Origin of the sequence: Spirosoma liriopis, assembly GCF_023196085.1 — a bacterium.
Lineage (GTDB): Bacteria > Bacteroidota > Bacteroidia > Cytophagales > Spirosomataceae > Spirosoma > Spirosoma oryzicola.
Window position 1 is genome coordinate 205,590 of sequence record NZ_JALPRF010000001.1, and the last position, 25,766, is coordinate 231,355.

The following is a 25,766-nucleotide window of genomic DNA, read 5'->3' on the forward strand; positions in this document are numbered from 1 at the left end:
GCTTTAATGCACCGGAGTCAGCGTCACTGGACCGAGTAATCCCGATGGCGTTGGTTTCCAACGACCCGCATCAAAAGGCTGATAGCGAATATCCACCATGTTGATATCGTAAAACTTTTTCCAATCCGGCTGCTGGCGGTCGTACAGTCGCATATAGTTTGCGGACAGGTTTGTTACGTCAATCTCTAATTGGTTTCCCGTTGGCTTCAGTTGGCTGGCAGGAACCGATAACCGAAATGGTATACACCAGGCCGTTCCGAGCGATTGTCCGTTGAGTCGAACCTCGGCGACTTCGCGCACATCACCCAGATCGAGCTGGTAAGAAGATACGTCTGGTTTACCGGCTGGCCGATCAAAGCGGGTACTGTAGCGGACCGTTCCGGAAAAATAGTCCGCAGAATCGGCAAAGGTTGTCCAGGAACCAAGCCTAGGCACCGTTACCGACGCCGTCAAGGCCGGACGACCGCGCAGAAACTGCACCTGCCAGGGACTCTGTAAATCCATGGGTTTTTGGGATGATAGATCAGCCCGTTTGGTCGTGCTGGCAGACCGTGGTAGCGTAGCCTTGGCTGAACTCACATCGACAAAATAGGCCTGCCCCGGTTCCAGTGACAGGAAAATCTCACGTTGTCCATTCGGTCCTTGGCGAGTCAATACCGGTTCGGTCCGATTTGTCAACGGATCGTAGCGGGTCGCCTGTCCCTGTGCCGACAGCGCAACCCAATTCTGGCGAAAGCGATTACCCAGGTTAGCAATAAAATAATGAGTAGTATCGCGCTGTCGCTTGCGGATAAACAACAGTCCTTCCGCTGCCCAGGTTTCGGCACGAACGTTCGACTGGCGGAGCGTTTCAAAGAGATTGGCGCTAACCGTCACGGATTTTAGTTGTCCCAGCGTTTTCGCGAGTTGCCTTATTTCGGCGGAGCGGGCTGCGTGTTTATAAAAGCCGGGTGCCTTTGCCGGTAATTGGCCATCTACAATGATGCGGGCACCCTGCCGAGCCAGTCGTTCCAACTGCCGGAGTGATTGTTCCGGTAAATACGTCGTTTGTGGCAGAACAATCACCTGATACGTGGCACCACCCGGGCTACGAATTCCTTCCTTCGTTACAGTTAATTTATTCAGTAAGTCATCCGAAACGTAATCGAATGAGTAGCCCCGATCAAGCAGCTGCTCACACAACTGGCCGAAGGGTTGCGGCAATAACCACCGCTCTACATGGTGCACTTCGAGCTGATGAATGCCTCCCGCCGATTTAGCCGGTGTCGCCCACAGATCGTGGATGGGAAAATAAACCAGCACATCGTTGTCGGGCTTACTACGCTGTAATCGCGTTTGACACCGTTCGATGTATTGATTCAGCAATGGCAGATGCGGCCAAAAATGTGACGCAGGGCCGTAATTGGTCGAAGCATAAAATACCCAGCCCGGCCACGCTTCGGCGGGTGGTGAATACGGAACGCCGTGATAAAAGATATGGTTGACGCCCGCAGTAAACAATTGATCGACCTGCGGTTTGATCTGGGACAGTGACACCTGAAAATGATTTGCCAGCCATGTACCCGTTTCTGAGCTGACTAATGGCTTACCAGTCAGATTGGCTGCCGACGACGCAAACTTCATAGCCAATGAATTCGGTGTTCCGAACCGATCAACTTCGTATTGTTCGTCCACCCGTAAACCCGGAATCGGAAACCGGCTGGACCCAAACGATTCCGTTTCTGGAATATCGACCACAGCATACAGATCGATCAGATTTCCTGGTGAACCATGCGCTTGGTTTCGAACCCGATACTGATGGCCGTGCGCCCAGCTGGTCCAGGTTTTCGTGAACCCGTCACGCAACAGATCGGCTAGTGTCTGGTGATAATCCTGCTGAACCAGGATACTTGTTTCGGTTCGTGTTGTGTCCAGAAAAGCGGTTAGCTGCGTAGTGAGATCATAACCGCGTCGGTTCTTAAACTCGGCAAGAAAGTTATCTGTCCAGTTGGCACCGAACACTTCGTAGGAGTCATTATAAACCGCGCGAGGTTGCTCAGGCAAGCGGGCTAGTGTTGAGTCGAAGCGTTTGACGTACTGCTCAATTGCCGATTGGCTGAAATAATCGAGCACTAACCCCTCTCCGCCGGGTGCCGGTCGCTTGACCTGCTGTCTAGTCAACTCGGTTAGTAGCTTACCGTTTTCAAGCTTCCACTTTTTGGCCGCCACAGCCGTTGAAACACCCGGCCCACCGAATGGCCAACCGGTACCCATTGTCAGATCGACGCCTAGCCCTAACCGCTTTCCTTCCCGGACGGTATGGGCGAACACTCCCAGCCAGCGATCATTCAAAAAAGGGATAAACTGTTTCTCGTACCCCTTGACGCCATAAATCGGGATGATGTGCACACCGCCCAACCCAGCCCTGGCGAACTGCTCTAGCTGCTGCGTAATATCGTTTTCATTGACGGCATTACCCATCCACCACCAATATGTCCAGGGCTTTGCCTGCTGATTTCCGATAGATCGCTCAGGTTGCGGCTGACCAAGCAGCATTCGCCAACAAAAAGCGGTAAGCAAGCCTATTAGTACGTATTTTTTCATCCGAGAATTCCCTAATCCGCTGGCCCGTTCAGCCACCATTAAAAAGCGTATACGCGTCAAGTAGGTAAAGCGCTCGTACGACGAAAACTCATGATGTCCCCAAAAATACTACCTACTCTTATCGTTCAACCGTATCTACTGATTACTTTGCGACTAGTGGCATGTATCATTTTGCGTAGGGTTTTTACAGGCCATGACCTTGGTCTATCGATGAAATCCATTACTCTATTAGTAATACGTTAAACGCTCACGGTCAAGCTGGATAACCCTCAATCTATCATACCTATATACGAAAATACATTTTTTAAAACTTTATTCTTTGTAAGTACTTATACTAGTAATTATTTATTTACTTTTATAGTTAAATACTAACTTAAGAATACGCATTAACCTTAGTTCACGTATGCAGAAACCTTTATTGCACACAATTCTTTGGACGACCGTAATTAGTAGCTTATGCTTTGTCGAAGGCAATAGCATCTCCCTGAACAATCACCTTAGCTTACAACCGGCTCCCCGAGCGGCAGTCACGTTTCCAGGACACGTAGAGGCTGAAAACTATGTGATGATGCGGGGCATACAAACGGAAACAACGGCGGATACCGATGGTAGCCAGAACGTCAGTCAGATTGACGATGGCGACTGGATGGATTACGATGTTAACGTACCCACCACGGCGGTTTATACGCTGAAGTTCCGGATTGCCAATGGCTACGGAGATGGCTCTAGGTTTGAGGTGCGTACCGCTACTGGTACAGTCCTGGCGAGCGTTGATGTTCCCCGCACGGGTGGTATTCAAAACTGGCAGACAGTTGGGGCTACCGCTCGCCTGACAGCCGGTAGTCAGCGATTACGAATTTACGCGGTAAAGGGCAACTGGAACCTGAACTGGTTTGAAGCGGCCGACAGCCGTCCCTTCCCCGGCAAATTTGAGGCTGAATCCTACGACGTAGCCTCTGATGTCCGGCCCGAACAAACAGCCGATACCGGCGGTGGATTAAACGTAGGCTACATCGACGATGGCGACTGGATGGACTATAATGTCAATGTGGCTTCGGCAGGCTTGCACACCTTTCGGTTTCGGGTAGCCAACAGCTACGGCGCTGGCCGAATCGAGATCCGATCCGAATCGGGTGAGGTGTTGGGCGGAGCAGATATTTCCCGCACGTATGACTGGCAGAACTGGACCACTGTATCAACGACCGCTACCCTGTCGGCGGGCAGTCAGGTACTGCGTTTGTACGCCCTACGTGGCGCGTTCAACTTTAACTGGTTCGAGGCAACCCAGGGTGGCATCGTACGCCCTGCTGCGGTTATTTCCTTCGGCGCTCTACCGGACAAAACCGTAGGCGATGCGGAGTTTGCCCTGGCTGCGAGCAGTACGAACACCGAAACCCCAATCACGTTTTCTTCCTCAAACCCATCAGTCGTATCCGTTTCAAACGCCACGGGTTCCTGGAAAGCATCGCTTGTATCTGACGGAACCGCAACTATAACGGCTTCGCAGGCAGCATCCAGCTCATTTCTGGCCGCTGCGGATGTGGCTCAGACGCAGGTTGTCAAAGCGGCTCCGGTTGTCTCGATCGGCCAGAAGATTCCGATTGACGGTAAACGCTGGTATCAGCTCAACAATGTCAGCAATGGCCTGGACGGCTTGTTCGATGGCGTTACCGACGTCAATGTCGAAACGGGTTGGGGCAAAGTGCTGGCGAATTACGACGCTTATTATCCACTCGAAGAGGGAGAGTCGATGACGCTGATGGGCATCCGTTTTTACGACTTTATGGGAACGTGCGTTGATAATCCCATGACGTTATCGATCATTACCGACCAATGGCAACGCATTCCCATCGCTACGTTTACCGGCGAACAATACGCAGCCTGGGTAGGTCCTTATCCAAACCGGTCCGCAACGGGCAACGCGCAGTTTAAGCTTGATCAGCCGATCAGTAATGCCCGCTATCTGGTCATCAACACCTGGGGCGTATTCCCGACAGAAATTGAGCTGTACGGTTCATACACCCCGTCGTCCCAGACGAAAACACCTACGCCAGCCAAGGCCGTTAAGCTAAAGGATATGTTTGGGGTAAATGCCTACGAATGGAATTTCGAAGACGGCAACACCCCCTGGCAGATCAACGAAGACAAGATGAAGATCGTAAAGAGCTTCTCCAGTATTCGTCACTACATGGACTGGAACAAGCTGGAATCCAGCGAAGGCAACTATTCCTACAACCCAACATTGAGCGGTGGCTGGAATTACGACGCTATTTACGAACGTTGTAAAGCGGAAGGGATCGAGGTTCTGGCGTGCCTGAAAACAATCCCCGACTGGATGGTCAACACGTACCCGAGTGACCAGCGTGATGCGGAAAATACCCCCCTCCGCTACGGAAAAGATTTTTCGGACCCGAAATCGTACATAGAGCAGGCCAAGGCTGGCTTCCAGTACATGGCCCGCTACGGCAGCAACCCGAACGTAAATCCGGCTTTAATAAGCGTCAACTCAACCCCACGCTGGACGGGCGATACACCGAACTCGGTAAAGATTGGCCTTGGCCTGATCAAATACATCGAATGCGATAACGAGCGGGACAAGTGGTGGAAAGGCCGAAAAGCTTATCAGACAGCCCGCGAGTATGCGGCCAACCTCTCGGCTTTTTACGACGGCCACAAAAACACGATGGGCCCCGGCGTCGGCGTGAAAAATGCGGATCCCAGCGTCAAAGTGGTTATCGGTGGATTGGCATCCGCTTCGAGTGGTTCCGATTACATCAAGGGTATGATCGACTGGTGTAAACAGTATCGGGGCTACAAAGCCGACGGTACGGTCAATCTATGCTGGGATGTCGTTAACTACCACATGTATTCGGACAATACATCGTCGTCGCAGAGCGGTAACTCCACGCGGGGTGCTGCTCCGGAAGTAACGCCCATCAACCGGATCGCTGAAGATTTCCGCAAAACGACCCATTTGCAGTCGTACGATATGCCGCTGTGGGTTACCGAAGCGGGCTTCGATGTGAATCAGGGCAGCCCCTTGCGAGCCATCCCAATCGGCAGCAAGTCGGCCCTGGAAACGCAGGGTGACTGGATTCTGCGCACCGCTTTGTTTTACGCGCGGCAGGGCATCGAGAAAGTTTTCTTCTACCAGCTCTACGATGATAACGCAACGGGCGGTATGTTCGGAACCTCTGGTTTGGCGAATGGTGACAACATGAGCCGTCGTCCGGCGGCTGACTATTTATTGCAGACGGGTAAGCTCTTTGGTGAGTATTCGTACCGGCAAACACTAAGTCAGAACCCGTTCGTAGACCGGTATGAATTTAACGGCAAATCGGCTTATGCGCTGGTAGTGCCCGACGAAGTAGGCCGCACGGCTTCGTACACCCTGGATTTAGGATCGGCAACGCAGGCACGAATTTACCGCCCTAAAGTAGGTAGCAACGACATGAGTATGGAAGTTGTCAATACGAGCCAGGGCAAGGTACAGCTTACCGTAACCGAAACTCCGATGTTTGTCGTACCGGGGAATACAGCACCCAATGCCCGCGTAGCGGCTAACGTGCTTGCCGAAGAGAAAAGCCTGGATGAAGCGGTTCAGGTGTTTCCAAATCCGACAGCCGATTTCATTACCATTCAGGCCCAGCGGTCGAGCGAGTCACCCATCAAAGTCAACGTGTTTGACGCGAGTACAGGACGGATTCATCGGCACGTAAAGATCCCCAAGGTTAGCGATCAGTTCTCATCAAAAATTGATCTATCTCAACTCCCGACGGGCATGTACATCCTGGAAATCAAGCAAGATGCGGAGCGGGTAGTGCGGAAAGTGGTAAAGGCTAACTAGCCGGAATCATCAATAATGCCGAAGGGGTAATCACTTCATAAAGTGATTACCCCTTCGGCATTTACGTCAACTAAGCCATCCGTTTCACGTAAATATCGTAGTTGAACTTGATTTGTCTATACAGGTACCGCAGGGACACAACCAACTTGCTTTTGCTAAGACCTAACGCGCCGGGGCTGTACGTGCTTGGTTCTTCCTCGGTATTTTTTTGCTGAAACAACTGCTTGTAGTCGTTATAAAACAACCCTTTTCCTTTATGGCGAATAAAGGAAATACACATCTGGTACTCTGTTCTATCGGGCCGGACACCTTCCACATAGCGACCAAATCGCGTGAAGAACGAGCTATGCCGTAAATGCGGATGGTCGCTGTAGAAGTAAACTTTGTTGTAATCCGTGGCCCAGGCGGGAAAAACCATTTCCGAATACTCGTTATTGAAAGGCTTTAGATACGGATAGCGTATGTACGAATAGAACCGGATAACATCGAAATCAGGGCGCTCCTTTATGATGCCCAGGGCTTCTACCAACCGATCCGGAAACGCAGCGGTTGGCTCAAAATCCTCCTGAACGTACAAGGTGTAGGGCGTGTGAACGGCGTCCTGGCCCTTGTTGATGTTATTACCAAGCCCTTTGTTGACCGGCGTGGTAACCAGATCAAATGAAAAAACTCGCTGTAAGTCGTTTAGCGTATCCAGGTGAACGGTTGCACTGCCATCATCCGACACGACAACAGCGCCAAACTGGCAATTCAGGTTCTGAAACCTCACCAGCAGATTCTCCAGCGAGTGGCTTCGATTGTAATGCGTTATCAACAGCGTAACCGCTGGAAAATGGTAGTTCTGGCGCATGGATGGAAAATAATAGACTAAAGCAGATGCGATCAAGTTACCTCACCGGACAAGCATAACCTGTCCACTTCGAACGAAATGACGTTCCTCATTTTTCGCGTTTAAAACACTGTAATCAATTGTCCAGGCGTAGGCTCCTACCGGACAAGGCTGATTGCGAAATGTACCATCCCAGTGCACTTCAGCCTGCCGACTCGAAAAGATCACACTCCCCCACCGATCATAGACCCGGAACGAATACGAAGTAAAATCACCGGAATGAATGACAACTAACTTATCGTTGACAGCATCACTATTGGGTGAGAACGCATCCGGTATGTAGACATCTTCCAGATGGCAATTTTCCAGTTCAGCCTGTACCGTATCGCTGTACGTACAGCCGTCCAGATTGGTTTCCAGCCAGTAACTTCCCGGCGTGCTAACGGTTAGCTGCCGGTTTTTGCTTTGATCGGACCAGACAAAACTGGTACCCGCTGGCAACTCATTAGGCACCTGCAAGACCACTGGCCTACCATCGCAAAGCGCCAGATCATCACCCAGATTAAATGGTGCGTCAGGACGACCGTTCACAATGAGCACGTTCGACTCAGCCGAACACTGCGACCGGCCAATAGCAGCCGAATTTATTGGCTGCGCGTTTCGCAGTCGATAATAGGTACGTCCCGCCCGAACGGGATTGATGGTATAGGTTGCCTGGCCGCTTCCGGGAACCGGCGTCCAGTTGACGTTGTCGGCACTTTGTTGCCAGGCATACACCGGATTAGGGTATCCGGCAGCGGCTCCGACGCTCAGTGTCAGCCGGGTATCGGCACAAACCGTTGTTTCGGAAGCGCTTGTATTTGGGAACTGGATCGATAAGCTCGGATGAACGGGTCGAAAGCTGATATCATCAATGACCAGATCGTTTCCACAACCCCCTAAGCCTTTGTTGATCAGCTTAACCACAACATCGTTGGCGTTCGTTTGAATAACGAAGGGCATACTCAACTGAACCCACACCGGGTTGGCAGAGCGCGTTACGGCAGGCTGCACTACTTCGCGTATCAGCGTGCCATCGGCTTGTTCTACCCGCATCGCGATGATCGGGTTGCGCAGTATGTATTCGTCACAGATACCCGGTTGCAGTACTTTATTGATGTTCAGCACCCACATCGAGAATTCGTAGGTGACACCGGGACATAATCCTTCGGCTTTCTGACTAAAAAACTCGCTGGGCTGAAACGAAGCGTTGACAATAAACATATTGCCTTTTACGTCGCCGGGCGTATGGTCTTCAGTTACAGTATGCCAGGCATCACCGTGACAAGAGCCATCTACCGCATCCACAATGTTGTACTCACCATCATTCGGACAGGCGGCCGCCCGGTACATAAAATTCGTTTGGCCGCTGGGCAACGCGCCACGAGGACCCGCGCCGAATGTTTCGCAGATAATCGCTCCCGGCGCACATTGGGCCAGACTGGTCGTATGAACCGCTAAAGGCAGTAGAGCTAGTAGAATAATCCAGTACAATAATGCCGACTTGCATTGACAAACGAGCATAGCCAAAGGTGGTGTAAGCGAGAAACAACAGATTTTAGACTAACAAATAGCTAAGCCGTCAGGCAAAAAAAGTATTTAATTATACATTGACGGTCAAACTGGTCATTAATCAGCTATTTCACAGGGTTATTACCTTTAACTTTTCCGCTAAACACACGCCTAGTTGTTTAGCGATGTTTTTGTGTCGTGCGGCTGCTGGGCAACGAACATGCTGCTGAACCGACGCAATTCGATGGCAACCCGAACGAATAGAGTCCGCGAAAAAGAACCGTCTTTCTCCAGCGTTCTGGTCCCCGTCCAGACCCGCGCTTTAGGTGACTTCACTTGTTTCACCGTACCGAACTGCATCAGATCGAAGCACATACGACCATCTTCCCCGCGAATTTTCTTCATCACGTACCCGACTTTCAGGGCGTATTCCCGAACGTAGCCGATGCTGATGCCGTAGGCGTTCAGGTGAGGCCGTTTCATGTGCCGGACTTCGGCAATAGTGTCTTTCATCCGCTCGAGCATCGAAAGTTTCCAGCGCGTAAATCCTTTTTCGGGATTCGGGATAAACGAGTATCGTCCGTACACGCAGATAACGCCCGGCTGCTGCAACACCGCCATCATTTCATCAATCCATTCGGGTGGGTACAGACCATCGGCATCGGCGGTCAGCAAGTACTTTCCTTTTGCCTGTTCCAGACCCATCTGGCGAGCGGGGCCCCATCCCTGAATCGGTTGAAATACCGAACGAATGCGTAGCTTGTCCAGCGTTTTCTGCGTCTGATCCGTCGAATTATTATTGACCACCAGGATTTCAAACGGTATATTGGTCTTCATCTTCGCCAGCGACGCGATGCTACGCAGGATGTTGACCTCTTCGTTCCAGGCCGGAATGGCAACGCTCACGACTGGATTAGGCTTCAGAACCGCTTCCAGATCACGGTTGATGGACTCAAAAACCGATTCAGGAATCTCGTCGAACGAAGCGTATGGGTAATTGAATTCCTGAATCCAGGCTGGGGCTTTTAGAATGTTCATATACTACAAGCGTTAAGGTTAGCTATTATACAGCCGCCATATTAGCCGCCGATGTCCGGGTGCGCTTAGACGATACCGATTGAAGAATAAATTCGATGTGCCGGTACGTAAACAGCGACAGCACATGCACCCCAGCCAGGCAAATCAGGATGTAAAGCAACTCCCCGCCATTGGTGTGAGGCACCTTGATCAGCTTAAAAAGAACCAGATCCATGACGGACAAGATGACCGTATGGTTGAGGTAGTACGAGTACGAGAGATTGCCCAGGAAGGCGAGTCGTTCGCTGGCCAGCAGCTTGGAAACAGCACCCGTCTCCTGCGAAAAGGCAATGATAACGAACGCGAACAACAGCGGCATTAGCCAGCTCTGCTCGTGCGTGAACGAACGAACCGATAGTATGGTCAGAGCCAGCAAGATGATTTCGGTGAATGAACTTTGCCAGTACCCGAAATCCGCCGTAAACCGCCGACGTATCCGATACGCCAGCATACCGATCAGAAAGCTGTAGACACACCGTATGAACCCGTAGTCGTAGTTGTAAATGATGCTACCGTTGTGCCGGACGATAAACCAGGTTAGCAGACTAAAGCTCAGTCCACAAATAACCAGCAGGTTTTTACGAAACATAACCAAACAAAGCGCCCAAGCGATGTAGGTATAAAACTCTACGCTGATGCTCCAGCTAGGACCATTCCAGGTCACCTGATCAAACAACCCCAGCGACTGAGTCAGGGTCAGATTCGACAGGAAAGAGATAAGCGTCTTGTCTTCGGCAAATACCGGATTGGATAGCTTAACAACGTAGTGATCAACGACAAACCGAAAGGTTTCAAAAAGCAGTACCAGCAACAGAGTAAAGAGATGTAGCGGATAAAGCCGCTTGAAACGCTTAACCACGAACGGCTTTATACTCTCAAAATCGGTGATCTTGTTGAAATTGCTATGGGTCATCACAAACCCTGACAGCACAAAAAAGAAGTCAACAAAAATGTCGCTTTTCGCAATGAAGACATTGCTTGCCAACAGGTTAAGGTGCTGCATATGGAATAAAATAACCATAATGGCAGCCAGACCGCGAAATGAATCAACCGCTCGAAATCTCATACCAATACCTGTTTTGCTGACCTTGGAGAAACCAATGATTTATATACGTCCAGCGTTTGGTCAATGGATTTTTGAAGCGGGAAATCCGCCAACCGCTTCACTCCTTTCTCGACCAGCTGTGCTTTGAGCGTTGTCCCTGTAAGGACGGTTTCCAGCTTGTCGATTAAATCGTCCATGCTGGTCGGTTCGAAATACACGGCGGCATCGGCGGCAACCTCCCGAAAACATTCTGTATCGCTCAGCAGCATCGGGCAGCGTGCTTTAAAGGCTTCGAGGATCGGTAAACCAAACCCTTCGTAAAGCGATGGATACACGAATAACTGCGCATTCTGATACAGAAAATTAAGCTGCTCGTCCGTGGCGTTGATGTGCCGTACCCGATCCGTAAGCCGCAACCGATTCAGAAACTCCCGGTCGGCAATTTCCAGTTTGCCCCCCCCCGTCAGAATCACGTGCAGATCCGGAAAACGATGAGCGATCTTCTGGAAGGCATTCATGAACAGGTAAAAGTTTTTGTAGCCGCTGCGGTCGCCCACAAACAAAAGATACTGTTTGGGTAGCTGGTCGACCGGCTGAACCCGTAAAGGCGTTTCAATATCGATGCCGTGATAGATAACCGATACTTTGGCCGGATCTACGTCGAAAAAACTAAGCAGATCTTTCCGGGTGGTTTGCGAAATGGTTATGATCGAATCGGCCCGGTCAATATTCAGGCGCTTCTGATACGTGAGCGGGTCCTGCGCCCAGAAGTATTCAGGCAGCCGCTCGTAGGTCAGGTCGTGAATTGTAATGACCAGCGGCTTTTTTAACGATTGCAGAAAGTACGGATCGTAGTAGGTCGGATGAAATACGTCGAACTCATTTTTCTTCAGCAACTGCTGGCAATAGAACTTATTGAGCTCATAATCATACCGTTCCTTTCGGCCGAGTATCCGATCACCGAGTTTGCCTTTGAGCGCCAGAGGTTCGTTCTGAATGTAATGGTTCTTGGCGTGCAACACCCCTAGCTTGTAGGAAATATCCTTCGTCTGTTTGATACCCTGGATGATATTGGCAAAGTATCGGCTGATGCCTCCGTACTTTTGCGTAGTGAATTTCTGATGATCGATGAATACGTTTATCATGGCAGGGCAACGGCGTTGAACAGATAGGTGGCGATAAGTTTTAAAGGGCTAGCCAGGTGGCCGGAAGCAAATCTTTTGTGTTCCAGGTAGGTTGTTGCTTGTACCACTTCTTAGGCGTAATGACCAGCTTGTCAGGATTCGGATTCAGCCATGCGCCCCACCAGCTAAATGAGCTGTTGGCAATGATGTGATGCTTACAGCGGCTCATCAAAACCAGATCAGCGACATCACTGTCTGCACCGGAGTTACGGACAAAAACAGCGTTATCCGGTAAGGGCAGATTATCGCGCACCCACTCCTGATCGTCACTAAAAATAAAGAACCGGGGCGCATTCACCTGTACCTGTAGTTGATTGAGTGCCTGCTCGTAGTAGGATAATCCGACAAAACCGAAGGTTTGACTAAATTCTGGGTGGTTTACGTAATCCCCCCGCCGGATATGAACCGAAACCGGCATCGAAGCCGCCTTGATCAATTGCTCGTACTCGTCAAACTCAGGGCTTGGATTAGAAGTGAGCGTCAGTTCGCGCCGGATTGTGTCCGCACTTTCCCGAAAGTATTCTTCCGATTGCCAGAAACCATCCAGGGTAATACAACTGGCCCTGGCTTGCGGCACACTGGTGTCAAAATGGAAATGCTTTTCCTTGAGAAACAGAAAAAAAGGCGGCAAACTGCGGTTTGGCAGCAGTTTTGTCGCTTTTGATACGTACTCCGCCGGTGAATTTTGAAGTACGCGGTAAGGCACTGCGAAGTGCTTTAGCTTAAAAGCACGGGGTGTATCCGTGTCGTAGGTATAATGATAGTAGCTTAGATCCAGGTAAAGCGATGTTTTGTTCTTCAGCGCCAGATGCCGGGCAGCCGCGAACTGAAAAAGCTGATTGCCTAAACCGCTGGTTATTCTACTGATAATCATCTTGATCTAAAAATGCTTCATTAAGAGACAATAGTTCTACTCAGTTCGCCTTAATAACAACTTGTTATTTACGACTGTTAACTTTAAAATTACAATTTATACTTAAATGACCCAAATCCACAATTAAACACTAATCAAAATTTAATAATTGGTACGCAAATACCCCAATACCTCCGCCCGATCACGAGCGTGAAGAATCGTGGCTCCCGACAGTTTAGGGAACAGGTTTTCGTATTCGTTGAAATGGTGCTCCATTCCCCAGTTTGGATTCGACAAAATAATGTTGGTCCCGCCAAAGCAGCTAGCCAATGCCGCTGTACCACCGTGCATGGATATAAAGTGATTCGCATTGGCGTACACCATCAGTTGCAGATGATTGTAGTTCCTAGCCACCGACGGGTGATACTGTCTGTATAGATCGTCCATCAGGATCACATCGGGATGGGTTTCCCGCAGCCAGGCATGTTCATTCAACGACATGGTTTCGCTGTTGTCCTGAACGATTTGGGTAGGCAACGGACGGTTATAAACAATCTGGTATTTAGCGCCGTACGTACGAATAATCTGATCGAGCGTCGGAATATCGAGGAAGTTGATAGGCGGCTGATCCCACTCGATATTGTACTTGTTGGCAATGACCAGCAGGGGTTTATCGTACACAAAGATGTCGTTCCGGAAGTGCGCTTTGTACGGCACCTGCACCCAATTCCGAAAGCTGTATGAGTTGCTGTGCGTCATGTTGGGTACGTCGTAGTGCGCGTAGGATTCCGTCCAGACCCGCTTTTCAAAACGCTCCTCATGATCAGGACTGAAAAAGTAAAAATCCTTGGTATGCTTCGCCGAAATCGTTTTGAGTAACGTACCATTTAAGTGATGCCAGTAAGCAAACGGTAACACGTAGCGAAGTTCCTGATCGAACTCGCCGTGGTAACTAATCACTTTGTATTTTTTCTTTAGTACATAATCACGTACGATGTAACGTCCCTGAACCAGCTTACAGTAGTAATTGTCGCGCACAAAATACCGCAGGTCCTTGCGGAGATTAGGGTATTTTACGCGAGCAACTACGTATAAGGATTTCAGGATTAACTTTTCCAGGATAGGCATAAATCAGGCAGCTTTACCAAATGTTTTAAGTTCGGCGAGGGGATATTTGAATCGAATTGTCAAACCAACGTAGATCAGTCCACCGATGATGATTTCTGTCACCAGATTGACCACACTGATTGAATCGGTATACGACTTATACAGTTCAATGGCACCGATCATAAGCAGACAGAACAAAAGGGGTTTGGCAAAATTCTGCGCAAATTCGCGCATAAACGGACCAATCAGTGAATAGACGATCCGAAAATTAATGAGCAGGTTCGACATGGTGGCAATCAAAAACGCCGAGGCAATACCAATTACCCCCCAATATTGGGCCAACACGTACACCAGTGGAATTTTAATAAACAGCGTCGCCACGTTCAGGTAGAACAACAGCTTTGGTTTACCCTTCGAAAACGCCAGCGTAAACAGCGGATTACTCAGGAACGTAAAGATGCTGACAAAGACAAAGATTCGAATGAGTACAATCGTTGGCTCCCAACCGGGACCGTAAAAAAGCGGAACGACACTGTCAGCCGTGATAAACAAGCCCGCCAGCAAGGGCAGATTGATGTAGCTGAGCAAATCCAGAATCGTCAGGTACGACTTTTTCAGTTCGTTCGTGTCCCCCTTGAACCGCGCCAGAATCGGGTAAGCCACTTGCAGGATAATCGGGCTTAGCCGTGAAATCGGGAAAACAGCGAGTTGGGAAGCCAGCGTGTAATAACCAAGTGGTTTTACCCCCAGCATCCCGCCTACCAGAATGTTATCCGAATTCGCCTGCACGAACCCAACGATTCCATCCCCCACATTGTACAAACCGAAGCGCAGGTGATCCTTGATTAGATTCAAATCGAACTTTAGTACCGGAGAAAATAGCTTTCGCCCGTACATCAGTTGCAGAATCGACTTGGCCGCCTGCTGCGCCAGTTGCCCGTAAATCAGCGCTAGTTCAGCAAAACCGGTATAGGCCAGCACAATGGTCGTTGCTGTTCCGACGACGGTACCCGTCATATCGATGCTGGCTACGGCTTTGAACCGCAACTCTTTCTGAAGCAAAAACAAATAAATCTGCCCAACGTATACGATGATAAAATACAGCGACGACAGTTTGATGACCTGCTCCAGGCGGGGTTCTTTGTAGTAGGCAACGACCAGCGGCCAGCTAAAGAAAACAACAACGCCGATGACCAGGCCCAGCACCAGATTCAGCAGGTAAATCGTGGAGAGCACCTCCCGGTTTTCTTCCTGTTTGTAAATAATTGAGTTAGAAAAACCAAGGTTAGCGAAAATGCTAAAAAAGGCGATCAGCAAGGTGCTGACGCTGACAATGCCAAACACCGACGGCTCCAGCAGCCGCGCCAGAACGGCCACCTGACCGAACTGGAACAGCGTAGAAATCGCCGTCGATGTACTCATCCACTTGCCACCACTGATGGCCTGTTGCTTGTGACTCATTTGGATTGCTGATCAAAAACCCGTTCGCCAGTTGGTGCCCCGGCTACAACCTCGTTCGGCTCCGCAAACCGCTTGGTACGGACCACACCCTGCTCGATATCGCCAACCGTTGGCGCATCCGTATCGCCCCCTTCCACTTTGTTCAAGGCGATTAACACCGGATGTTTCGCAGCTTTCGAGTAAAGGGTAAATAACTGTTTATCCCGACGCCCCCAAAGCGTGTGAACCGTCAGGATCATGAGCGAAACGGCACTCCGATTGACCAGATGCAAAGGGATCGGACTACCGACCAGCGCCGGCAACTCCAGAATAATTTTCTGGAACCCACTCATTTCTACAGACTCTTCGCGGGAGAGCAGATCTTCGGGCTCCCGTACGTTCATGAAATTCGGGTGCAGATCATACGGAAAAAAAGCGATACCCTCCTGCTCGAACTTGCTATCGGTTTGGGCAATGCGGGGGTACAAATAGGCCACCCGCTCACCAGACTCTGCGTACAACCGGGACAGGCCGTGCGCAAACCATGTTTTCCCTTGTTTGGCTCGTAGACTAAATAGGGTGATCACGGGTGGATGGGCTGCTACGCGCTGTTGCTCAATTTCAATGTTGATGGCGTTACCCAGTTGCTCAAACATACTGACGGCAGCCCGGCTAGCTTTGGAGTTGACCGCAAATTTCTTCACGGTTGGGAATACCGCCGTAACCGAGCTTCCAACTCGCTGTTCAGCCTGCTCCAGGGAGTTGATGCGCTTATCGGCCCAGATGCGCAGAGCGGTTAGCAACAACGCAATCACAAAACCAGCCCCTGCCCCAATGGCGGTAAAAAGCCAACGTTTAGCCGGTTGTGGCGAGAACGGAAATACCGGCGGGTCGAGCACGGACAAGGACCCATCGATGGCAATATCCTGCCGGTGGGTTGTTGCCTGATTCAGCGACTGAACCAGTGCCAGGTAGTCTTTTTCAGCCACGGTCATGTCGCGGGTAAGTTGCCGCTGCTCAGATTCCAGGGGCGAAAAGGCGGTCGATTCTTTCTGGTATTCATCCAGCCGTTTCTTGATGACGTCCATCCGCGCACCCGACTCTTCGAATTCCAGCACCTTCGCTAGCCACTCATTCACAAGCCTCATCTTCGGAATCGATTCAGCGGTGTTATCGGCCGCGAAGTAGTTCTGCGCAATCTGTTTCAGTTCCGCCGATTTCTGGTCGATCTTAGCCTGAAAACGGTCCAGAGCAGCCTGAGGCTGGCCATTGGTCCGGGCGTTTATCAACTGGGATTCGGCCTCGGTCAGTTCGGCTTGCTTATCGGTAAGAGCGGTATTGATTTTCAACAGGTTTCCGCCCTGTGACATGCGCTGATTAAGAGCATCCATTGCCGCTTTAGCGGCCCGGTTGCGCATTACTTCGCCACTGTACTCTGTTACCAACGCATCACGGGTGGTTGACCGTGTTTTTAGTTCGTCTTCGAAGTTGAGCACATTGTGCTGCACGTTAAACGCCCGTAGTTTTGATTCGGCATTGTCCAGCTGCTTTTTGGCTTCTTTTGTTTTCGCTTCGTAGTACTCCACAACCGGATTGGTCTCCCCGCTCTTCAGCGATGTGTACCGCTGGTTCAGCTCTTTTATAGCCAGGTCCAGCGTTTGCTGCGCAATGGCCGGATCGTCGGTTTCGTACTCCATATCCAGCATATCACTGGCGCTTCGGCGGGTTGCTTTCAGCTTTTTGCTGATGTAGTCAGGCGAGTACGGTAAGCTGCCGTCCTGCATCAGCTTCCGGATAGGGTTATCGGTCTGGCTCCGCGACAGGCTATCGATCCGGCTACGGGTATACGCCAGATCATTCCCACGCACCAGCGACTGACGCACGTTTGCCGGTATAGCCTTCTGTAGTTGCTGGAAGCTGGCAGCCGAAAGTTGCTGTGGCGAGGGTTTGGTCACCTGCAAGTGCTGACTTAGCAAATCCCGACCAACGTTGTAAAGCGTCTGGTTGGAATTAAGCGTCGTCAGGATGTTGTCGAAAGCATTACTCACTCCCGAATAATCGGTCTGGAAACCTTCCTGCGTCGACCGGAGCGAGTAGCCCGATGTCAGACCCGTGTACAGAGTAGCCTTTGTTTTATACGTACTTGTCTCATTCCGCATGAAGTAAAAAACGGCTCCTGCCCCCAGGCACGGAAAGACAATAAACCAGATTAGATGCTGCTTCAATAGCCGCCCAAGTCCTTGAAATGTCATAACGTTAGCTGCGTTTCAATTGGTTAATAGGAACTCCTACAAACAGTTCAAGCGCGTATATCGTCTTGATAAACTGCGTCTTGGCTTGCTCAACTGTTGATCGTGTTTCGGCGTACCGGTTGCTGTTAAAGGCGTGTGTTTCGGGGGTAATCTTTCCTTTCTGCAATTCCACCAGCCCAATTTGATAAGCGGCCAGTGACGCCTGATCGTCACGCAACCGAATCTGCAAAATCCGCTGGGACAGAATCAAATCCTGATACAGATTGAATAAGTCGCGCTTCAATTGAATTTCGGCGGTACGACGGCGCTCTTTCGTGGATTCGTAATTGGCACGGGCCAGCTTGATCTGCTGGGGACGACCAAACAAATCATGAATGCTTATGGCAACGTTTACCCCCGCCCGATAACCGTTTGAGATCTGTCCTAACTGATCGCTTACATTCGTGCCCGTCGACAGGATAGCCTGATTACCGGACGAGTAATTGTAGTACCCGGTTACATTCTGTAACACCTGAAGCTTGGAAAGTTGTAAAGCAGCGAGCTGTGCATTTGAAACGGCTCCTTCAAATTTTACCGATGGCGAATACGCTAACGCCAGCTTATACATTTCGTCAAACGAGACTAACTGCTGGGCAATGTCCCGGTTGAAATCAAACGTCATACTATCGATAGGCAAACCGTCGGCGGGTGATGCGATTGGCTTCGGCGTCGCCTGCGACGGGGTAGCTCCATTCTGACTGTAGCTTGCCGTGTACCCTGCGATCAACAGAACCAGTACCAGCGCACACAGCTGGATAAAGCGGCTCAGTCGATCAATCCTTATTCGTTTCATGTTTATGTTGTAGGGATTTATTGTTCATTGAGTAAAAGCTACTTTCACTCAGGCGGGCTGTTCCTGCCGCCAGGCTTTGGGTATCTGCTGAATAGCGGCTTCAAATTCGTGCGCGCGTCGCTCCCAGGAATTGGCCTGTGCGGTATGTACCCGCTCCTGGATGCGCTGAGGGTCTTTGTCGGCGAGGGCGCGTCGAATAGCCTGCGCGAAGGACTCCGGTGTATCAGCCAGTTCAATGATGCCCGCAAAGTCATCAAGAATTGAAAAAGGAGTCGATACCACGGGTAAGCCAGCGGCCAGATACTCGTTGATTTTCAGCGGATAAATTGTATACGTATGTTTGTTACAGACGAATGGGATCAGCCCGACGCTTAGCTTTGCCAGTATGGGAGGCAAATCGGCAGGCTGACGGGGTGGAATAAAGGTTACGTTGGGAAAAGAATCCAGACGCTCTGGCAGCTTGGGTTCGTGCACCTCTCCGATAAACTGAAATTCGACATCGGGCATCGTACGAGCGCAGTATTCCATAATATCGATATCAACCCGGTTATCGGCGGAGCCTAAGTATCCCACAACTGGTTTTACGGGTGGCTGCTGCTGGGCCAGCTGGCGGGTTTGGTTAAACAGCTCAAAGTTGGCACCGTTCTTCACGCAGAAGGTATTGGGTTGCAGCGCCGATTTGTCCTGCTTCAGGGCTTCCGACGTAGCAATGACCCCATCAACCCGCCGAATGTAGGCGTCTTCATAGCGCTGCCCATGCCGACTCATCCAGTCACCCACGACGGAGATTTCGTCGAAGCAGTAATAGATCGTCGCGCACTCATTCAGCTTTCCCAACAGCGGCAAACCGATCACCGGATTGAACGCATTGATAACCAGAGGCCGGTGCATGTTCAGCCGACGCATTACATCGCGCAGACCACTGATCAGCCGGTCGGTATTCCAGTGCAGTACCTGATCGTGCGAGCGGGCCGCCAGCCAGTTGATGGGCAACATAACCGGTGGAGACCAGACGTACAGCTCTCCCCCATGTTCCGTCGTTATTTTAGACAGCGGATTGTTCAGGTGCAGGATGTTCCGTACGGGTATATCCTGCCGCCCTGCAATCCCCTGCGCCAAATCCTTCACGGTGTATAGATAATCGACAAAAAGAACCCGATGGCGAGCCGACAATTCGGTCATAAGCTGCACGACCGCTTTTTGGAAGTCACCTTTCCAGGATGTTTGCGCAATACAGATGATGCTATCAAATTGCTTCATAGGGCTGGGGCGTAGGTAGGTGATTGGTTAATCGAGGATTCGGAAGTAGCTGACCGGGTGTCCCACCGGTAACAGGTAGCAATCAGCATGGTACTGATGTAAATGACGCCGTTCGTTGGGAACTGCCCCAGAACCGGATTGGAGTAACCCATGAGGGCAATACCGACAAACTCCGCCAGAAAGCCGTACATAATTTTGACCATCCAGGGGTCTTTGAGCTGCCAGACCTGATAGATACCCACCAGTACAAGCCCTACCAGCATCATAATGTACAGCGTGACCCCAACGCGACCCGTTTCCATCCAAAGCTCTACGAACCAGCTGTCGGGGGCAATATGAGCCGCCCAGTGCCAGGGCGAAAACCGAGCACCACCATCGGTCGATGTGCCAATGCCTGCGCCAAACGGTAGATCTTGCAGGTACGTACGCATCTTAGCCTGGTTCTGAAGTCGCAGGATAAACGATGGGTCGTTCATCGGCGTCAGTGCCGACCGCATCCGTTGCACCTGGTAGTTGGAGCTACCCACGCTCGTGTACATCAGGAGCAGAAAAAGCGGTACCGCCAGAACAACACCAGCGATCAACTTGGGAATATCACGTTTCAGCAACAGATAAAATGGGAAACCCGCAATCAGGACGAAAAGGGCGCTTCGGGTTCCGGAAACGGCATAGCCCCAGAAATAGACCAGCGCCAGAACGGCAAAAAACGCCTTGTACTTAATCGATTTTTCTTCAAAAACCCGGGTTATAGCCACCAGCGTTGCACCGGCCATCTCGGCCCCGAACTGGGCGGCATCCGAATAAAACGAGAAACAGCGGAGCTGACCAAACAGGATGTGCGTAGCCGCGTTGCCACTATCCAGCCAGATTTGCTCGTTCGTTGTCAGACCGATGTATTGCTGTTTGAAAGCCCAGAGCGCAGCCAGAAAGGACCAGCTGAGCCAGGAGTTGACCATAATTTTAACGTCGTTGCGGGTGATGGGAATGACCAGCACCATGATGGATACCAGGAACCAGTGCAACGAAAAGGCCCGCACGTGTAAAAACCAGGCTGGCCGGTAAGGCGCTTCGGGGTTGAACAGTTCGATGACCGTGTACAAAAACCAGATACCGATGAGTGCGAAAGCCGGACTACGCAGCCGACGCCACTCCATGCGCTGGCCGTTGATAAACAGACTGAACAGGATCAGAAACAACAAGCCATCGACCGACACCCCCACGGGTATAGACGCTGGCAGGAACCGGGAAAAACCGACGATAAAAACCAGTTGTAAATAAACGAACAGGCCAAACCGGGGCTCCAGCAAAATGAGCAACACCAGAAGCAGCGCAATTGGCAAGAGCACCGCCAGAACAGCGCCGGTAGGGCCGACCCGACTGATTAAAAAGCCCACTCCCACGGTGTACAATCCGCCGAGCAAACTGTACAGCCAGAAATGGTTCGAGAGCTGATTTCTCAAAAAAGATGCTGACTGTGCCATAATTAATCCGTACTCCTAAACACTTAGATAAGCGCATCCACTGCGTTGGCGCGTCGTACTTTCTCCCAGGTTCCCGACTGGTTTCCCCGTAGATAGCGGACTAGTCCAGCGAGCGCACATACGTTCATGAACGTGAAATAAAACGGAACAAAAACCGCCTTCCAGCGCAACTGACGCTTTTCGAGAACATATCCCAGCCAGGCTGCACCGTAAAAAAGTATCTGTGCCGCCAAAAGCAGACCCCAGCCCGAAGTCCAGCCATCGCGGATAACCAGCCCGATATTGAACAGCAGAATCAGGGGCAGACATAGGGGCGTAACGGCCCAACGCATCACCCGGTGCGAGACGTACTCAAACGTCAATAAGCCGTACCGGAAAGGATTTAATAATTTTTTCAACCAGACCATCGACTGGAAACCACCAGCCGCGATTCGGATTTTGCGTTTTTGTTCGTCAATGATTGAAAACGAAGGCCGCTCGAGTGCGTAAGCCTCCGGCTCGTACGTAACCCGGTAGCCGCGTCCCGCAATCAGGAGCGAAATCATAAAATCGTCGAGAATGGTATCGGGCGATACGGGTTCATACAAGTCGGTACGAACGGCGAATAACTCACCCGCGGCTCCAACGATTGTGTGTAACTCGGCATCCCATTTTTTCAACTGCGATTCATACTTCCAGTACAGCCCTTCGCCTGAACCAGCCGCCGACTCGCTATCCTCCGTCAGAATGCGTTTTTCACCCGCTACCGCCCCAACGTTTGGATCGCGAAAATGCCGCACGATGTTTCGAACGGCTTCCGGATTGAGTTGGGTGTTGGCATCGGTGAAGATGACAATCGGTGTTTGAATCGTCTGCATCGCGCGGTTCATGGCCGCGACTTTACCACGGCGTTCGCTTCCCCCGAGCACCTCGACCGCATCACCATACGTCGCCTTCAGGAACGTATCTGAGTCATCGTTCGACCCTTCCGTTACAAACAAAAATCGAATGTGCTCCCGTGGGTACACTTGCCCAAGCGAATTCGCTACCTTGGCAGGCAGGCAATCTAACTCATTATAGGCCGGTACGATCAGGGTCACATCCGGCGTAAAGTCATCCGATATATCGGTTACCACCGGGCGTTTTGGCCGTAGCTTGATTAATGCCCAGACTACGACCCCGTAACCGAGGTAGGTATACACAACAAGTCCTATACAAAGAAGTAACAGTAGTTCCATTCGTATGTCATTAATAAACAAATCAGGCTGTCATCGCCATGGGTGACGGCACTGAAACGGATTGCTTGCTGGAATGCTTCAGGTTCCAGATGATAGCGTCTTTTACCGATTTAAGGTAAGCAGGCTGCCAGCGAATCGTGTACTGAATCAGCGCTTTGGGAATAGCAACGCCGAAATAGTACACGTAAAAAACCAGCAATTGCCAGCCCGCTACATTCCGGCGCATAAACCACAATCGGTTCCGAACGTGGTAATACACTTTCATGGCGTTCATCTTTCCGACGCTCATTGATTCACGGTGGTAAATCAGGGCTTCGGCCTGGTAATAAATCTGAAAGCCAGCCCGTCGTATCCGGGCCGACCAGTCAAGTTCTTCGTAATACAGAAAAAAACTGTCGTCCAGCGAGCCCGCCCGTTCCAGCACCGCCCGACTGACCATCATCGCGGCACCGTGCGCAAAGGGTGTTGGTCCCGGCTGATCGTGCTGGCCTTTGTCGGGTTCCATCAGCCCAATTGACCAGGTTCGGCCCGTATACGGATTCAGTGGACGATAGCCCGCATATTGAATGACGTTTGGCTGATCGTGGTAGCGAATCTTTGGACAGGTGACACCGATTGTTGCATCGCGCAGAAACGGTTCGACCAGTTTCTCCAGCAAATCGGGCATTACGATGGTGTCGTTGTTTAGAAAAAACAAGTAATCACCCTTGGCATAACGGACACCGAGGTTGTTGCCTCCCGAAAAACCCAGATTGTCGGGACTGACGACAACCGTTGCATTCGGATAATTTCCTTGCCGGATGCGCTCGGTAGGATTTTCTACCGACCCATTGTCGACGACAATAATTTCAAAATTTGGATACGTTAACTGCCGGGTTGATTCCAGCATATCGCAGGTCACCACCGCCTGGTTGTAGTTGATGGTGATCAGCGAAATAAGTGGTAGCGTCTTTATACGTTCTCCTTCTGCCATACTGCCTTGAGAGTTTTCAGAAGTATAAGCATATCTGTCCGAAACGAATACGTTTTGGCGTATAAAACGTCCAATTGAATCCGCTCCTGATCAGAAACCTTCGCTTTGCCGCGCTTGGTCACCTGCCACAGCCCGGTCAGACCGGCCGGTGCCGCGAACCGACGGGCATAGCCGATGGTGGTCAGTTTTTCCGCTTCATAGATTGGTAAGGGCCGATTACCCACAAAGGACATGTCGCCCCGCAAAATGTTATAAAACTGCGGCAACTCATCAATACTTGTATTGCGCAGGATCTTACCAAGCCGCGTTACCCGTGGATCTTCCTTGAACTTCGAGAACATCGCCTTCGCCTTTTGCTCGCGCTGGTACAGAATCTCACAGATTTGCTTCTGGTCCATGAACAGCGGCTGCTGACACGAAGTACCGGCGATCTTACAAACCTCGCAGCGTTCGTCGTCGGTTTTTTCGACGACTGGCGCGTTGTACATATTCTGCGATGCCATACCCGCCAGGAGTTTATCGGCTCCGGTGCTCATGGTGCGGAATTTATACATGTTAAAGATCTTGAACCCCGTTCCGACTCGCTTTGAGCTGTAGAAAACCGGGCCTTTAGAATCCAGCTTGACCAGAATCGCCACGACCAGCAGTATGGGCGAGATCATAATCAGAATAAACAGCGAGACGAAAATATCAAAGAGCCGTTTCCCGATTGGAATACGAATGGACGCCGACTTGGGATTGATACGACCGCTCTGCTCGTAGTCTTTCTTCTGAATCAGGTATTTCAGCCGAATACGCAGCGCTTCTTCTGAGTAATTATGAGGAAATGCGTCGATCACATGCCCATGAAACGGAGCCTGCCGAAGATCAATATTGGTTCGATCCGTAAGCAGCACAACCGGCACGTGCGCGAGCTTACGCCTAGCCCCCAACTCCTTCAGAAAGAGCAGACTATCCAAGTCATCATTGAAGAGTACCAGGTCAACGGGTTCGCCATGTTCCAGCTGAGCCAGCGCAGATTGCCCATCCGGCACGTCAGTTACGTCGATCTGTGAACCAAATGCCTGCCGAAACGACTCAACCCGTCGTTCGTTGCTTTCAACGTAAAGCACCCGAAATAGTTGAAGCTTTTCTTGTACCGCCTGCATATTCGTTGACAACGGAAGTTGATCGTTAAGTCGACTATTGTTGGGAGATGTCGATGTCATTGGCTTCGATTCGACGCAGTAAGCTTCTGATTTTCGTTTTGACCTCAATTGGATTGAATGGCTTCACGATGTAATCGTCAGCACCCAGCTTAAGGAATTTGATGCGCGTGTCACTATCCGAAAAAGTAGATAGAATAATGATCGGTAGTCGGTGAAAAAGCGGACTGGCCCGCAGTGTCCGAATCAAATCGGTCCCATCCATGTGAGGCATCTGAATGTCCGATAGGATAATGTCGACGGGATTTCCTTCTTCTAACCAGGTTACGGCTTCGATACCATTTTCCGTTGTTACCACTTCAAAATCATCTTTCAGTGTCTGACGCAACACTTTACGGATAAAAGGATCATCTTCGGCAACCAATACGTGGTAAAGTGATTTCATTCTAGAGTACAGTTAAGCTGCTTATGTAGTAGCGCCCGTTGGCAAACAAGGCTTGTTTTATTCTCGTAAATATAATCAAATGTTTACTAATATAAATATATAAAACCTTAATATAAACGATAATTTTTCCATAGTTACTTAAGCAAATTTATAAGTAGAAATCACCAAAAAGCGTTATGCTTGTATATTCCACGATAAAATTACACTATTCAGCTAAATAAGTACTAGTTCCACTCATTTAGTAACTAAAATCTGTTTTATCTACCATACGTTTTGTTTGCTCCGTATTTCTGCACGACAATGTACGGTAGGATTGCTCATACGGATTTCTGGCTTACGGACGATGATTCGCCTTTCTGTTATACCCTGAGACCAGTCGTTTGGCATTCGCTTAGAACACATTTACCCCCTCACGCTAACTATCGTACGTAAGTTATATAATTCATGGGTAAATACCCTACCTGCTATTTACAAAAAACAGTTTACAGGGAACAAAAGTTAGCTCCTTATAGCCATAAACCTAAATATTAAAATACTATATCTTCATAAAATTAATTCTGAACCTTATATTACTACTATTTTACTGCTGTACTATTCTACGCTTCTCCCCGCTGGATGATGCCATTTGAGCCGACAATTTGTATT

General features: G+C 50.3%; 18 protein-coding genes. 1 reads left to right on the forward strand and 17 read right to left on the reverse strand.

What is annotated here, in order from left to right:
• Window positions 1-3 precede the first annotated feature (3 nt).
• Window positions 4-2,583 carry a glycosyl hydrolase gene (locus tag M0L20_RS00850; protein ID WP_248475221.1) on the reverse strand — a complete coding sequence of 860 codons (2,580 nt, stop codon included), beginning with the start codon at window positions 2,581-2,583 and terminating at the stop codon, window positions 4-6.
• Window positions 2,584-2,986: 403 nt separating this feature from the next.
• Between M0L20_RS00850 and M0L20_RS00855 the strand changes: the two genes are divergently transcribed.
• A complete protein-coding gene (locus M0L20_RS00855) occupies window positions 2,987-6,430 on the forward strand; it encodes a carbohydrate-binding protein (protein ID WP_248475222.1) in 3,444 nt (1,147 codons plus the stop codon).
• Between the two features lie 70 nt (window positions 6,431-6,500).
• On the opposite strand, the gene M0L20_RS00860 is transcribed toward M0L20_RS00855, so the two are convergent.
• The 16 genes from M0L20_RS00860 to M0L20_RS00935 form a co-directional block, all read right to left on the reverse strand.
• Window positions 6,501-7,280: a glycosyltransferase family 2 protein gene (locus M0L20_RS00860; protein ID WP_248475223.1), complete on the reverse strand. Its 780-nt coding sequence runs from the start codon at window positions 7,278-7,280 to the stop codon at window positions 6,501-6,503.
• Window positions 7,281-7,322: 42 nt separating this feature from the next.
• Complete coding sequence (locus M0L20_RS00865; RefSeq protein ID WP_248475224.1) at window positions 7,323-8,822, reverse strand: T9SS type B sorting domain-containing protein; 1,500 nt, start codon at window positions 8,820-8,822, stop codon at window positions 7,323-7,325.
• 159 nt (window positions 8,823-8,981) lie between these two features.
• The gene (locus tag M0L20_RS00870; protein WP_232558940.1) at window positions 8,982-9,848 is read right to left on the reverse strand and encodes a glycosyltransferase family 2 protein; all 867 of its coding nucleotides are present in this window, start codon (window positions 9,846-9,848) and stop codon (window positions 8,982-8,984) included.
• A gap of 25 nt (window positions 9,849-9,873) precedes the next feature.
• A complete protein-coding gene (locus tag M0L20_RS00875) occupies window positions 9,874-10,953 on the reverse strand; it encodes an acyltransferase family protein (protein ID WP_248475225.1) in 1,080 nt (359 codons plus the stop codon).
• Window positions 10,950-12,077 carry a glycosyltransferase family 4 protein gene (locus M0L20_RS00880; RefSeq protein WP_232558942.1) on the reverse strand — a complete coding sequence of 376 codons (1,128 nt, stop codon included), beginning with the start codon at window positions 12,075-12,077 and terminating at the stop codon, window positions 10,950-10,952. The genes M0L20_RS00875 and M0L20_RS00880 overlap by 4 nt, the downstream gene beginning before the upstream one ends.
• 40 nt (window positions 12,078-12,117) lie before the next feature.
• The gene (locus tag M0L20_RS00885) at window positions 12,118-12,990 is read right to left on the reverse strand and encodes an alpha-1,2-fucosyltransferase (protein WP_232558943.1); all 873 of its coding nucleotides are present in this window, start codon (window positions 12,988-12,990) and stop codon (window positions 12,118-12,120) included.
• Window positions 12,991-13,131: 141 nt separating this feature from the next.
• Complete coding sequence (locus tag M0L20_RS00890; protein WP_248476590.1) at window positions 13,132-14,088, reverse strand: hypothetical protein; 957 nt, start codon at window positions 14,086-14,088, stop codon at window positions 13,132-13,134.
• Between the two features lie 12 nt (window positions 14,089-14,100).
• Window positions 14,101-15,537, reverse strand: a complete 1,437-nt coding sequence (locus tag M0L20_RS00895; RefSeq protein ID WP_248475226.1) for an MOP flippase family protein — start codon at window positions 15,535-15,537, stop codon at window positions 14,101-14,103.
• Entirely contained in the window at window positions 15,534-17,768 is a 2,235-nt protein-coding gene (locus M0L20_RS00900; RefSeq protein ID WP_232558945.1) for a GumC family protein, read from the reverse strand. Before M0L20_RS00900 ends, M0L20_RS00895 begins: the two co-directional genes overlap by 4 nt.
• Window positions 17,769-17,772: 4 nt before the next feature.
• Window positions 17,773-18,600, reverse strand: coding sequence for a TolC family protein (locus tag M0L20_RS00905; RefSeq protein WP_248475227.1), 828 nt, complete (start codon window positions 18,598-18,600; stop codon window positions 17,773-17,775).
• 48 nt (window positions 18,601-18,648) lie between these two features.
• A complete protein-coding gene (locus M0L20_RS00910) occupies window positions 18,649-19,860 on the reverse strand; it encodes a glycosyltransferase (protein ID WP_248475228.1) in 1,212 nt (403 codons plus the stop codon).
• Entirely contained in the window at window positions 19,857-21,320 is a 1,464-nt protein-coding gene (locus tag M0L20_RS00915; protein WP_248475229.1) for an O-antigen ligase family protein, read from the reverse strand. The genes M0L20_RS00910 and M0L20_RS00915 overlap by 4 nt, the downstream gene beginning before the upstream one ends.
• 44 nt (window positions 21,321-21,364) lie before the next feature.
• A complete protein-coding gene (locus M0L20_RS00920; protein ID WP_248475230.1) occupies window positions 21,365-22,558 on the reverse strand; it encodes a glycosyltransferase family 2 protein in 1,194 nt (397 codons plus the stop codon).
• 22 nt (window positions 22,559-22,580) lie between these two features.
• Window positions 22,581-23,531: a glycosyltransferase family 2 protein gene (locus M0L20_RS00925; protein WP_248475231.1), complete on the reverse strand. Its 951-nt coding sequence runs from the start codon at window positions 23,529-23,531 to the stop codon at window positions 22,581-22,583.
• Complete coding sequence (locus M0L20_RS00930; RefSeq protein ID WP_248475232.1) at window positions 23,510-24,739, reverse strand: sugar transferase; 1,230 nt, start codon at window positions 24,737-24,739, stop codon at window positions 23,510-23,512. Before M0L20_RS00930 ends, M0L20_RS00925 begins: the two co-directional genes overlap by 22 nt.
• On the reverse strand, window positions 24,714-25,121 hold the full coding sequence (locus M0L20_RS00935) for a response regulator (protein WP_232558952.1): 408 nt from the start codon (window positions 25,119-25,121) through the stop codon (window positions 24,714-24,716). The genes M0L20_RS00930 and M0L20_RS00935 overlap by 26 nt, the downstream gene beginning before the upstream one ends.
• Window positions 25,122-25,766 lie beyond the last annotated feature (645 nt).

Coding starts and splice junctions, on each gene's coding strand:
- M0L20_RS00850 (WP_248475221.1), bottom strand. CDS start 2,583: ATGAAAAAATACGTACTAATAGGCTTGCTTACCGCTTTTTGTTGGCGA.
- M0L20_RS00855 (WP_248475222.1), top strand. CDS start 2,987: ATGCAGAAACCTTTATTGCACACAATTCTTTGGACGACCGTAATTAGT.
- M0L20_RS00860 (WP_248475223.1), bottom strand. CDS start 7,280: ATGCGCCAGAACTACCATTTTCCAGCGGTTACGCTGTTGATAACGCAT.
- M0L20_RS00865 (WP_248475224.1), bottom strand. CDS start 8,822: ATGCTCGTTTGTCAATGCAAGTCGGCATTATTGTACTGGATTATTCTA.
- M0L20_RS00870 (WP_232558940.1), bottom strand. CDS start 9,848: ATGAACATTCTAAAAGCCCCAGCCTGGATTCAGGAATTCAATTACCCA.
- M0L20_RS00875 (WP_248475225.1), bottom strand. CDS start 10,953: ATGAGATTTCGAGCGGTTGATTCATTTCGCGGTCTGGCTGCCATTATG.
- M0L20_RS00880 (WP_232558942.1), bottom strand. CDS start 12,077: ATGATAAACGTATTCATCGATCATCAGAAATTCACTACGCAAAAGTAC.
- M0L20_RS00885 (WP_232558943.1), bottom strand. CDS start 12,990: ATGATTATCAGTAGAATAACCAGCGGTTTAGGCAATCAGCTTTTTCAG.
- M0L20_RS00895 (WP_248475226.1), bottom strand. CDS start 15,537: ATGAGTCACAAGCAACAGGCCATCAGTGGTGGCAAGTGGATGAGTACA.
- M0L20_RS00900 (WP_232558945.1), bottom strand. CDS start 17,768: ATGACATTTCAAGGACTTGGGCGGCTATTGAAGCAGCATCTAATCTGG.
- M0L20_RS00905 (WP_248475227.1), bottom strand. CDS start 18,600: ATGAAACGAATAAGGATTGATCGACTGAGCCGCTTTATCCAGCTGTGT.
- M0L20_RS00910 (WP_248475228.1), bottom strand. CDS start 19,860: ATGAAGCAATTTGATAGCATCATCTGTATTGCGCAAACATCCTGGAAA.
- M0L20_RS00920 (WP_248475230.1), bottom strand. CDS start 22,558: ATGGAACTACTGTTACTTCTTTGTATAGGACTTGTTGTGTATACCTAC.
- M0L20_RS00925 (WP_248475231.1), bottom strand. CDS start 23,531: ATGGCAGAAGGAGAACGTATAAAGACGCTACCACTTATTTCGCTGATC.
- M0L20_RS00930 (WP_248475232.1), bottom strand. CDS start 24,739: ATGACATCGACATCTCCCAACAATAGTCGACTTAACGATCAACTTCCG.
- M0L20_RS00935 (WP_232558952.1), bottom strand. CDS start 25,121: ATGAAATCACTTTACCACGTATTGGTTGCCGAAGATGATCCTTTTATC.